The following is an 11,858-nucleotide window of genomic DNA, read 5'->3' on the forward strand; positions in this document are numbered from 1 at the left end:
CTGAAGGGGCCGGGTTTTCCAGCAACGCAGCCCTTAGCGGGCGGCGCCGAGCTGGCCTTTCTCGTCGGAGAACACAATTTCAACCCGACGGTTCTGTGCCCGACCACGCTCGGAAGCGTTGACGTCGACCGGGAACTCATCACCGTAGCCTTCGACCTGAATGCGCTTTTCGTCGATCCCCAGGTCCACCAGCACGTCCGCCACCGCCTGGGCCCGGTTACGGGACAGCTTGAGGTTTTCCTGCTTGCCGCCGGTGCTGTCGGTGTAACCTTCGATACGCACCACACGCTTGGGGTTGAGCTGCAAGAATTGCACGATCTTGAGCACCACCCGGTTTGCCGAGTTCTTCAACTGCGCCTGGCCGGTGTCGAACAGCACGTCACCGAGCGTCATCACCAGGCCGCGATCGGTCTGGGTGGTGGCCATTGCCATGATCTGCTCTTCCAGCCACTTGCCCTGTTGCTGGACACTCAGCAACTTGGACTCGCGCAGGGCCAATTGCAGGCGCTGGCGCTCCAGCTCGAGCTTCGCCGCCCGCTCCTCATTGAGCACCTGATTGCTGTGCTCACGGGCAATCTCACTGTAGCGCTGGCTCAGGTAGGCGTAATGCAGCACATCTTCGCTGCTGCCCCAGTAGCTGGACAAGCGATCGGCCCGGGCCAGGGATTCACCGGCGCGGATGACATCCTTGGGCGCGGCTCGCAATACGTTGGAGTCTTCCTTGACCTTCTGGAAGTCGGCACCTGCCTTTTCCAGCGCCACTTCGCTGCGCTGACCCGCGCAACCGTACAAGCTGGCCAGGCCCGCGAGAATCAGGCCGCCAAATACTTGGGACTGCTTCATTGGGCATCATCTCTCAACTGTTTGCGCAAGCGCTCGATGCGGGTGTTAAGCACGTTCAGGTGTTCCTCGCCCTTGAGGGTCAGCACCTTCGCTTCGGCCAGGCGTGCATCCAGTTCGGCTTGCTCAGCGCGCATGCGGGCCTTCTTGAACGACTCGTCGGCCATGTTGGACTGGGCGCGGGCGAACTTTTCTTCGGCGAGTTTCAACTCGGGCACTTCTTCGGATGTGGCGCCCACGGCGCGGGCTTGCTCCAGCGCCTGTTCAGTCAGGCGAATCTGTTCATTCGGCGCCGGATCGGCTGCGCAACCCGCCAGAGCCAGTACGGCCAGGGCAGCGAAAAGAGGTCGAATAGTCACTAATGTTCCCTACTGTTTTGGGGCACCAACAGGTGGCTGCAACTGTGTTTTCCAACGCTCGATATTGCGCTGCAACACAGCCTCCGTCAGGCCGGACGCGGCCAATTCTGTCATCTTTTGCGCCAGCTGTCCGCGCAACCATGGGTCATTGCAGGCGGAGTTATGGGAAACCGCGAGGAACAGCCCCGGGGTATCCACTGGTTGCGGCGCGGCCTGCAGGTCATTGGCCATGCCCAATGTCTGGGCCATCGCCAGGCCCGAGTAACGCCCTGCCAGGACATACTCCACCTCCCCCAGCAGCAGTTTCTGAAAGGCTTCAGTCAGGTTGGGGGTACGGGTCAGGGACAATTGCTGCTCGGCAAATACGCCAAATGCCTGGGTCATTCGCGCCTTTTGCGACAATGCCCCGGGATGACCATGAAGGTCCTCGGGCTGAGCGATCACCAATGTCGAATCCTTGCGGGTCCACACCAGGTAATCGTTATTCAGCAAGGGCGGATGAACATAGTCCAGGGTTTCAAGCTCGCTGATGGTCAGCGCGGCGTCGACGAGCAGGTCCATGCGTCCGCTGCGCACTTCGTCCAGGGCCTGAGCACGCTTGCCGGCATAGAGCAATTCGATCTTGATCCCCAGCTCCGTCGCCACTTGCGCCAGCAGGTCGGCGCTGGCGCCGATCAGGTGTTTGGGATCCTGGGGGTCTTGCCACAGGTAGGGCGGCGCATCCGGGCTACCGGTGGCGATCAGACGTTCACACTTGCCGGCGGCGACAGACAGACCTGGCACGACGGCCAGCGCCCACAGCAACGACACGCCAGCCAAACGGCGAAGATCCATGGCGATATGCTCCCCTTGCAGTGACAACAACGTGCAGATAATAAAAAACCCGGCCAAAGGGCCGGGCTCTTTATAAGTGAAGACGCCGGATTAGACCAGCTTCTCCAGCTCAGGGATGGCTTCGAACAAGTCCGCTACCAGGCCATAGTCAGCCACCTGGAAGATCGGCGCTTCTTCGTCCTTGTTGATCGCGACGATCACCTTGGAGTCTTTCATGCCGGCCAGATGCTGGATCGCGCCGGAGATACCAACGGCGATGTACAGCTGTGGCGCAACGATCTTGCCGGTCTGGCCGACCTGCATGTCGTTAGGTACAAAACCTGCGTCGACCGCGGCGCGGGAAGCACCGACGGCGGCGCCCAGCTTGTCGGCCAGGGCGTACAGGTGCTTGAAGTTGTCACCGTTCTGCATGCCACGCCCGCCGGAAACGACGATCTTGGCAGCGGTCAGTTCCGGACGATCGGACTTGGCCAGTTCTTCGTTGACGAAGCTGGAGATACCGGCGTCGTGAGCAGCAGCCACCGCTTCAACAGCAGCGGAGCCACCTTCGGCGGCAACCGGGTCGAAACCGGTAGCACGTACGGTGATGACCTTGACCGCAGCATTGGACTGCACGGTAGCAATGGCGTTACCGGCATAGATCGGGCGCTTGAAGGTGTCGGCACTTTCCACCGAGATGATCTCGGAGATCTGGTCGACGTCCAGCGCAGCGGCAACGCGCGGCAGGATGTTTTTGCCGTTGGACGTGGCGGCAGCCAGGATGTGGCTGTAGCCCTTGCCCAGCTCGGCCACCAGCGGTGCAACGTTTTCCGGCAACTGGTGCGCATAGGCAGCGTTGTCGGCCGACAACACTTTTGCCACACCCGCGATTTTCGCAGCGGCTTCAGCCACGGCGCCAACGCCTTGACCGGCCACCAGAACGTGGACATCACCACCGATTTTCGCAGCGGCAGCAACGGTGTTCAGCGTGGCCGGAGCCAGCGCCTTGTTATCGTGTTCGGCGATTACCAAGATAGTCATGTCAGATTACCTTCGCTTCGTTTTTCAGTTTCTCGACCAGTTCAGCCACCGACTTGACCTTGATGCCCGCGCTGCGTGCAGCCGGCGCTTCGACTTTCAGGGTCTTGTTGGTGGAGGCGGTGGAAACGCCCAAAGCGTCCGGAGTCAGCACTTCAAGCGGCTTCTTCTTGGCTTTCATGATGTTTGGCAGGGACGCATAACGCGGCTCGTTCAAACGCAGGTCGGTGGTGACGATGGCCGGCAGTTTCAGGGAAACAGTCTGCGCGCCGCCGTCGATTTCGCGAGTCACGGCAACGCTGTCGCCGGACACTTCAACTTTGGACGCGAACGTGCCCTGACCGTAGCCGCTCAATGCCGCGAGCATCTGGCCAGTCTGGTTGTTGTCGCTGTCGATGGCCTGCTTGCCGAGGATCACCAGCTGTGGCTGTTCCTTGTCGACAACGGCCTTGAGCAGCTTGGCCACGGCCAGGGAAGTCAGGTCTTCGGCGGATTCGACGAGGATGGCGCGATCAGCACCCAGCGCCAGCGCGGTACGCAGTTGCTCCTGGGCAGTGGTCGGGCCGATGGAGACGACGACGATCTCTGTCGCCACGCCTTTTTCTTTCAGGCGTACGGCTTCTTCTACGGCGATTTCGCAGAAAGGGTTCATCGACATCTTGACGTTGGCGAGGTCGACGCCGGAGTTGTCCGCCTTGACGCGAACCTTGACGTTATAGTCGACCACTCGTTTGACAGCTACAAGAACCTTCATGGATTCCTCGTTACTCTCCGGTGAAAAGAAAGTCGCCTAGGCGAACCTGGCGGTTGATGCTCATGGGCGCAAGGGCACCTCTAAAAACGCCGGCATGAACCACACATGACCTTGCTCACGGGAGTGAAGACCGTTCGTCAGTGATGACCGACGAGTCATTCATTATCGCGGCGTGTAAACTGCGCGTCCGAACCACGCAATACGTCACTTTGTGCTGCCTTCGCCCTGTCTTTAGAGGTGCTCTTGGAACCAACAGTCAGCCTACGGCGAGCGCAAAACCGCCCGTATCTTGACCGGAACGCCCATTCCGGTCAATACGGCAAAATGGTCAGTCATAAGCCGTACGTCAGTGATTTATCTGGCCTGCGGCTATTTCAAACAAACGTTTGTATTGGACCCTGAGAGTGGTGTAGATATAATGCGCCGCTTAAGAGAGAACCGCGGGTCATTCATTGCCGCTTTCGTCGATTTCGCGAAGCAGATCGTGGATGCAACGCCAAACCTCCAATTAGAAAAAACTGTTGAGCCTTGAGTAGGAGATAGCCTGTGGAACGCGAATACATGGAATTCGACGTGGTCATCGTCGGTGCCGGCCCCGCTGGCCTGTCTGCCGCTTGCCGACTGAAACAGAAGGCCGCCGAAGCCGGTAAGGAAATCAGCGTCTGCGTGGTCGAAAAAGGCTCCGAAGTCGGTGCGCACATTCTCTCCGGTGCGGTATTCGAATCCCGCGCCCTGAACGAATTGTTCCCGGACTGGAAAGAACTCGGCGCACCGTTGAACACGCCCGTCGTGCGCGATGACATTTTTGTCCTGAGAAACGCCGAGACCGCGAGCAAAATCCCTGACTTCTTTGTGCCCAAGACCATGCACAACGAAGGCAACTATATTATTTCCCTGGGCAACCTGTGCCGCTGGCTGGCCCAGCAGGCCGAGAACCTGGGCGTGGAAATCTACCCGGGCTTCGCCGCCCAGGAAGCGCTGTTCGACGAGAACGGCGTCGTACGCGGGATCATTACCGGCGACCTCGGTGTCGACCGTGAAGGCAAGCCGAAAGAAGGCCTCTACACCCCTGGTATGGAACTGCGTGGCAAATACACGCTGTTCGCCGAAGGCTGCCGTGGTCATATCGGCAAGCAACTGATCAAGCGCTTCAACCTGGACAGCGACGCCGACGCCCAGCACTACGGCATCGGCCTGAAGGAAATCTGGGAAATCGACCCGGCCAAGCATCAACCGGGCCTGGTGGTGCACACCGCCGGCTGGCCGCTGGACATCATGGGCACCGAAAATACCGGGGGCTCTTTCCTTTATCACCTGGAAAACAACCAGGTGGTCGTCGGCCTGATCGTCGATCTGTCCTACAGCAACACTTTCCTGTCGCCGTTCGACGAGTTCCAGCGCCTCAAGCATCACCCGGTGCTCAAGCAGTACCTGGAAGGCGGCAAGCGCGTCAGCTACGGTGCGCGTGCCATCTGCAAGGGCGGCCTGAATTCGCTGCCGAAAATGGTCTTCAAGGGCGGCGCGCTGATCGGTTGCGACCTCGGCACCCTGAACTTCGCCAAGATCAAAGGCAGCCACACCGCCATGAAGTCCGGCATGCTCGCCGCCGAAGCGGTGGCCGATCGCCTGTTCGCCGAATCCGAAGGCGGCGATGAACTGACCGCCTACGTCGACAGTTTCAAGAACAGCTGGCTGTACGAAGAGCTGTTCGCCAGTCGTAACTTCGGCCCAGCGATTCACAAGTACGGCGCTATCATCGGCGGCGGCTTCAACTGGCTCGACCAGAACATCTTCGCCGGCAAGCTGCCGTTCACCCTGCATGACACCAAACCGGACTACGCCTGCCTGAAACTGGCGGCTGACTGCAAAAAGATCGACTACCCGAAACCGGACGGAAAGATCAGCTTCGACAAACTCAGCTCGGTGTTCATCTCCGGTACCAACCATGAAGAAGAACAGCCCTGCCACCTGAAGCTGACCGACCCGAGCATCCCGATCAGCAAGAACCTGCCGCTGTATGACGAACCGGCCCAACGCTATTGCCCGGCCGGGGTGTACGAAGTGGTGACCCAGGAAGACGGCGAGAAGCGCTTCCAGATCAACGCCCAGAACTGCGTTCATTGCAAGACCTGCGACATCAAGGACCCTGCACAGAACATCACCTGGGTTTCGCCGGAAGGCGCCGGCGGGCCGACTTACCCGAATATGTAAGCCGATTCGCTGAACATCAAGGCTCCCGACATGGGGGCCTTTTTGTTGCCTGCGATTCTGTCAACCACACCGAACCCATGTGGGAGCGAGCCTGCTCGCGATAGCGGCGCGTCAGTCGACATTCATCTTGAATGACAAGGCGCTATCGCGAGCAGGCCCGCTCCCACAAGGAATCCTGAGTGATCAAGCGACGCGCTCTTCCCCGGGACTGCGCTCGAAGTAACGCTTGTACTCCCGGCTGAACTGCGACGAACTCTGATACCCCACCTGGTGCGCAACCTGGGCCACGCCCATGCCCTCGATCAGCAGCAACCGCTGAGCCTTGAGCAGACGCAGTCGTTTGAGGTACTGCACCGGCGACAACAGCGTGCTGCGTTTGAAATGTTCATGGAAGGTCGAAGCACTCATGTTCGCGCAACTGGCCAGCGTCTCGACGTTCAACGGCTCGGTGAAATGCGCGTGCAGATGGCTCAGGGCAGCGGCAATCCGGGCAAACTGTCCTTGCTGCTCCACCAGCGCGCGCAGTACGTCGGCCTGGGGCCCGCGCAAGGCGACAAACAGCAGCTCCCGCAGCCGCGCCTGCCCCATGACCTGGCATTCCAACGGATCGTGCAGGCAGTGCAACAAGCGCTCGACACATCCACGCATGGCGTCATCGAGCACCGCACACGTCATCGACTCCGGGGTCTGCGGCGCAAGGCTGCGCCCCGGCACCAGTCCCATGGCCAGCACCAGCTCCCCCAGTATCGCCCGATCGATTGCCACGGAAACCCCCAGCAACGGAGCATTGGGCATGGCGTAGGTTTCGCATTCGAACGGCACCGGCAGCGCCTGGATCAAATAATGCCCCGCACCGTACTCCAGCGTGCGTGGCCCCAGGAACGCCAGTTTGCTGCCCTGGACAATGATCACCAGACTCGGCTCGTAGAGCTGTGGACCACGGGCAACGTCCTGGCTGGCCCTGAGCACCTGTACGCCCGGCAACTGCGTGGGCACGAATCCGTCGCGGGTCGCCAGGGGTTCAATCAGCGAGACCAAAGGGGCATTGGCATCAAGATGACGGGTCAACAACATGGGAAAAACTTCACGAAAAAAGGGATGAAAGCATCATCGCAGGTCTAATGCTTCGTAGGATCAAACCATAGCCAATGTCGGAGGAATAGGCACGACACGCGTAGGAATCGCCATCGCCGCGAAGCGACATGACTCCCACAATGGTCCACCTCACCGTTCACTGCTTAGCGAGGTCCATTATGTACACTGCTATCGGATATGCCGCCCAATCGGCCACCACTCCCCTCGCCCCAATGAAGTTCGAACGCCGCAGCCCGCGAGCCGACGATGTGGCGATCGACATTCTCTACTGTGGCGTATGCCATTCCGACATCCACCAGGCCCGCAATGAATGGGGCATTGCCGTTTACCCGTTGATGCCCGGCCATGAGATCGTCGGAAAAGTCACCGCCGTCGGTGCGAATGTCACCCGCTATAAGATTGGCGACCTGGTGGGCGTTGGCTGCATGGTCGACTCCTGCCGCGAGTGCGAAGCCTGTCGCGCGGACCTGGAACAATACTGCTACCAAGGCATGACGCAGACCTACGCCAGCCCGGACCGTATCAGCGGCGGCCACACCATGGGCGGGTACTCCAACAGCATCGTGGTCAGCGAACACTTTGTGCTGCGCATCCCGGAAACCCTCGACCCGGCCGGCGCCGCACCGATTCTCTGCGCTGGCATCACCACCTACTCGCCCCTCAAGCACTATGGCGTGAAGGCCGGTGACAAGGTCGGCGTGCTGGGCATGGGCGGCCTCGGCCACATGGGCATCAAGTTCGCCAAGGCCATGGGCGCGGAAGTGACGCTGTTCACCCGCTCGGCGAGCAAGGCTGAAGAAGCCCGTCGCCAAGGTGCGGACCACGTGATCGTGTCCACCGACGCCGCGCAGATGGCTGCTGCCGCCGGGCGCTTCAACTTCCTGCTGGACACCATTCCGGTGCAGCACGACCTCAATCCCTACCTCGACACCTTGCGTTTCGACGGCGTGCATATCCTGGTGGGTCTGGTCGAGCCGATCGATCCGCCGGTACACGCGGCCAAACTGATCATGGGCCGTCGGGTCCTGGCCGGCTCGCTGATCGGCGGTGTTGCCGAAACCCAGGAAGTGCTGGATTTCTGCGCCGAACACAACATCAGCTGCGACATTGAAATGCTCGACATCCGCCAGATCAACGAGGCCTACAGCCGCATGATCGCAGGCGACGTGAAGTACCGCTTCGTCATCGACATGGCGACGCTCAAAGCCTGACGTTCGTCAGACCTTCGCGCCTAGTTCCGCCGACAGCCGGGCTGTGACCCCTTTGACCAGGGGAATCAGCTCGGCCATTTTTTCCAGCGGCATATACGGTACGGTGCTGGCGATGCTGATACCGGCGACGATGCGCTTGCCGGCGTCTCGGATCGGCGCCGCCACGCAACGAATCGACGGCTCGTTGTCTTCCAGATCGAAGGCATAACCACCCGCTACATACTCCACCATCCGCTGCTGGAACTGCTCCCAGGATTGCTCCTGATGCTGGGGCCAGAACTGATTCTTCCCTCCCGCCGGCAAGCTGATTTCATACAGCCTTTTCCATTGTTCCTGAGAATCATCGAGCATCAGCGCCTTACCGATCCCGGTACGCGCCAGCGGCATGCGATGGCCCACGCGCGAACGCATTTCCGGGCCATTGCGCCCTGGATTTTTCAGCAGGTACAACACCTCGTCGCCCTCGCGAATCGCCAGGTGAACAGTGTCACCGGTGAGCGCCGACAACTCGTCCAGGTACGGCCCCGCCAGGCTCACCAACGGCAACTCTTCCCGGGCCTGAAAACCCAGCTCGATCAGCTTCGGCCCCAACAGATAACCCACTTGCGGCACCACCCGCAGGTAGCGCTCATCCACCAGGCAACTGGCCAGGCGATGGGTGGTGCTACGGGTGGTGCCGATCAACCGGGCGATTTCCTTCAGGTCACGGGCGCCGCTGGCGACCGCCTGGACCACACCCAGACCACGCAGCAGTGTCTGGGTGCCTGTGGGCGCCGCGTCCTTGGTGATTTTTGGATCGTCTTGCTGCATATCCGGCCTTCAACAGTGAGCGGGGAACGGGCGGCATTATGGTCGCCCGCCCCGTCGGACTACAACTCGATGCGCTCGACCTTCCCTACCAGCAGGATGTAGGACAGCGCGCCAATCAACGCCAGCACGGCGATATAGGTGATGGCCGGGGCAAACGAATCGCCGCTGGCGAGGAAACCGATGACGATGGGCGTGGCGATGGCCGCCAGGTTACCGATGAAATTGAACACCCCGCCCGTCAAGCCAAGCAACCGCGCGGGCGCCAGGGTCGAGACCAGCGACCAGGTGATCGACGCCAGGCCATTGCCGAAGAACGCCAGGGCCAGGAAAGCGATCACCAACGGTGTCGACTCAACGAAGTTGGCGCCGATGATCGCCGTAGAGATCAGCAGCCCGCCGATGATCGGTAGCTTGCGGGCGAACCCCACCGTGGAACCGCGACGGATCAACCAGTCGGAGAAGAACCCGGAACACAACACACCGACAAACGCGGCGAGGAACGGCAATGACGCCAACAGGCCGGACTTGATGAAGTCCATGCCGCGATATTTCACCAGGTAGGTCGGGAACCAGGTCAGAAAAAACCACAGTGTGGAATTCAGGCAGAACTGGCCCAGGTAAATGCCCCACAGCTTGCGCTGGGTCAGGACGATCCCCAGGTCCGCCCAACTGAACTTGGCCTTGGCCTTGGCTGTATCGGCCTGGATATCCACCAACCCGCCGCCTTCGCGGATCAGTTCGATCTCGGCGGCGTTGACCCCTTTGAAATCCCGCGGTTCGCGATACACCGCGTACCAGATCACCGCCCAGATGATGCCCACCGCGCCCGTGGCGACAAATACCATGTGCCAACCGAAGGCGTGTTGCAGCCACGCCAATACCGGCGTCAGGAAGGCCAGCCCGACGAACTGCCCCGAGGTGTAGAAACCAATGGCCGTGGCCCGTTCGCGCTCAGGAAACCAGGTGGTCACCACGCGGCTATTGATCGGGTAGGCCGGTGCCTCCAGGGCGCCAACCGCCATGCGCAGGACGAACAACGCGATGAAGCTGGCGGCAAAACCGAGCATCACCGTGGCCACCGACCACAGCAATAGTGCAACGCTATACAGAATACGCGGGGGCACCCGATCCACCAGCCAGCCGCCGGGGATCTGCATGGCGGCGTAGGTCCAGCCGAACGCCGAGAAAATCAGCCCGACGTGGATCGGATCGATGCCCAGCTCACTGGTCAGCGCGGGGGCGGCGATCGAAAGGTTGCTGCGGTCCAGGTAGTTGATCACCACGGTGATAAACAGCAGGACCATGATGAAAAAACGCTTGCGGCTGGGCGTCACCAACGACGCTTGCGCGCTCAGGGTGTGCGCTTGCATGTGAGGTGCCTCTTTTTATGTTTATTGAGGAAACGGGCGCATCGAAGAAGATCTCCCTGCTTGCGAAGATCAGACTGTGGGAGCGAGCTTGCTCGCGATGACGGTGTGTCAGTTGGCGCATGTGTGACTGATACATTGCCATCGCGAGCAAGCTCGCTCCCACAGGGGAAGCGGGTGGATCAGGCGTGACTCACCACTCAGCAAAACTGCCATCGGCATGGCGCCAGATCGGGTTGCGCCAGCGGTGGCCGATGGCGGCGCGTTCGATGACGTACTCCTCATTGATCTCGATGCCCAGGCCTGGACCGTTAGGGATTTTCACGAAACCCTTGTCATAGTCGAACACCCGCGGATCCTTGATGTAATCCAGCAGGTCGTTGCTCTCGTTGTAATGGATGCCCAGGCTCTGCTCCTGGATGAACGCGTTGTAGCAAACCGCATCCAGTTGCAGGCACGCCGCCAGGGCGATCGGGCCCAGCGGGCAGTGCAGTGCCAGCGCCACGTCGTAGGCCTCGGCCATGTTGGCGATCTTGCGGGTTTCGGTGATGCCACCGGCGTGGGACGCATCCGGCTGGATGATGTCCACGTAGCCTTCGCTGAGCACCCGTTTGAAATCCCAGCGCGAGAACAACCGCTCGCCCAGGGCAATCGGGGTGCTGGTCAGCGGCGCCAATTCCTTCAGGGCTTCGTAGTTCTCACTGAGCACCGGTTCTTCGATGAACATCAGCTTGTACGGATCGAGCTCCTTCATCAGCACCTTGGCCATCGGCTTGTGCACCCGACCGTGGAAGTCCACGCCAATGCCGACGTTCGGCCCGACTGCATCCCGTACCGCCGCGACATTGGCCAGGGCCAGGTCGACCTTTTCAAAGGTGTCGAGAAACTGCAGTTCTTCGGTGCCGTTCATCTTCACCGCCGTGAAACCCCGCGCCACGGCTTCTTTCGCCGCTCGGGCGGTGTCCGCCGGGCGGTCGCCGCCGATCCACGAATACACGCGGATCTTGTCGCGTACCTGCCCGCCAAGCAAATCGCTGACTGACACGCCCAGGGCCTTGCCCTTGATGTCCCACAACGCCTGGTCGATACCGGCCAGGGCGCTCATATGAATCGCGCCGCCGCGGTAGAAGCCGCCGCGATACAGCACGGTCCAGATGTCTTCGATATTGCGTGGGTCTTTGCCGATCAGGTAGTCGGACAATTCCTCAACGGCGGCCGCCACCGTGTGGGCGCGGCCTTCAACCACGGGTTCGCCCCAACCAGTGACGCCTTCGTCGGTTTCGACCTTGAGGAAGCACCAGCGCGGCGGAACGATAAACGTGGTCAGTTTGGTGATTTTCATCTTGTTGTCTCTCTTATC

The 11,858-nt window shown here is 60.6% G+C and carries 11 protein-coding genes; 2 read left to right on the plus strand and 9 right to left on the minus strand.

Annotated features, from left to right (window positions below):
• Positions 1-33 precede the first annotated feature (33 nt).
• The 5 genes from QOM08_RS19920 to QOM08_RS19940 form a co-directional block, all read right to left on the minus strand.
• The gene (locus tag QOM08_RS19920) at positions 34-843 is read right to left on the minus strand and encodes an OmpA family protein (protein WP_076383844.1); all 810 of its coding nucleotides are present in this window, start codon (positions 841-843) and stop codon (positions 34-36) included.
• Positions 840-1,199 (minus strand): DUF4398 domain-containing protein, encoded by a 360-nt coding sequence (locus tag QOM08_RS19925; RefSeq protein WP_047228227.1) that lies wholly within the window; start codon positions 1,197-1,199, stop codon positions 840-842. Before QOM08_RS19925 ends, QOM08_RS19920 begins: the two co-directional genes overlap by 4 nt.
• Positions 1,200-1,208: 9 nt before the next feature.
• Positions 1,209-2,033, minus strand: a complete 825-nt coding sequence (locus QOM08_RS19930) for a substrate-binding periplasmic protein (protein ID WP_076386580.1) — start codon at positions 2,031-2,033, stop codon at positions 1,209-1,211.
• A 90-nt stretch (positions 2,034-2,123) separates the two neighbouring features.
• Positions 2,124-3,053, minus strand: coding sequence for an electron transfer flavoprotein subunit alpha/FixB family protein (locus tag QOM08_RS19935; RefSeq protein WP_107322026.1), 930 nt, complete (start codon positions 3,051-3,053; stop codon positions 2,124-2,126).
• Position 3,054: 1 nt separating this feature from the next.
• On the minus strand, positions 3,055-3,804 hold the full coding sequence (locus QOM08_RS19940) for an electron transfer flavoprotein subunit beta/FixA family protein (protein ID WP_007908338.1): 750 nt from the start codon (positions 3,802-3,804) through the stop codon (positions 3,055-3,057).
• A 546-nt stretch (positions 3,805-4,350) separates the two neighbouring features.
• Here QOM08_RS19940 and QOM08_RS19945 point away from each other — a divergent pair.
• Positions 4,351-6,015, plus strand: coding sequence for an electron transfer flavoprotein-ubiquinone oxidoreductase (locus QOM08_RS19945; protein WP_316912040.1), 1,665 nt, complete (start codon positions 4,351-4,353; stop codon positions 6,013-6,015).
• Positions 6,016-6,198: 183 nt separating this feature from the next.
• Here QOM08_RS19945 and QOM08_RS19950 read toward each other — a convergent pair whose 3' ends face one another.
• Positions 6,199-7,089, minus strand: coding sequence for an AraC family transcriptional regulator (locus QOM08_RS19950; protein ID WP_047228224.1), 891 nt, complete (start codon positions 7,087-7,089; stop codon positions 6,199-6,201).
• Between the two features lie 179 nt (positions 7,090-7,268).
• Here QOM08_RS19950 and QOM08_RS19955 point away from each other — a divergent pair, with 179 nt between their 5' ends.
• Positions 7,269-8,321 (plus strand): NAD(P)-dependent alcohol dehydrogenase, encoded by a 1,053-nt coding sequence (locus QOM08_RS19955; RefSeq protein ID WP_139049471.1) that lies wholly within the window; start codon positions 7,269-7,271, stop codon positions 8,319-8,321.
• Positions 8,322-8,327: 6 nt separating this feature from the next.
• Here QOM08_RS19955 and QOM08_RS19960 read toward each other — a convergent pair whose 3' ends face one another.
• From QOM08_RS19960 to dgoD, 3 genes are all read right to left on the minus strand, one after another.
• The gene (locus tag QOM08_RS19960) at positions 8,328-9,131 is read right to left on the minus strand and encodes an IclR family transcriptional regulator (protein WP_013693986.1); all 804 of its coding nucleotides are present in this window, start codon (positions 9,129-9,131) and stop codon (positions 8,328-8,330) included.
• A 59-nt stretch (positions 9,132-9,190) separates the two neighbouring features.
• Complete coding sequence (locus QOM08_RS19965) at positions 9,191-10,501, minus strand: MFS transporter (RefSeq protein WP_047228222.1); 1,311 nt, start codon at positions 10,499-10,501, stop codon at positions 9,191-9,193.
• Positions 10,502-10,691: 190 nt separating this feature from the next.
• A complete protein-coding gene (gene dgoD, locus QOM08_RS19970; RefSeq protein ID WP_047228221.1) occupies positions 10,692-11,840 on the minus strand; it encodes a galactonate dehydratase in 1,149 nt (382 codons plus the stop codon).
• Positions 11,841-11,858: the final 18 nt, after the last annotated feature.

The organism is Pseudomonas sp. P105 (genome assembly GCF_032614175.1).
Taxonomy (GTDB): Bacteria; Pseudomonadota; Gammaproteobacteria; order Pseudomonadales; family Pseudomonadaceae; genus Aquipseudomonas; species Aquipseudomonas rhizophila.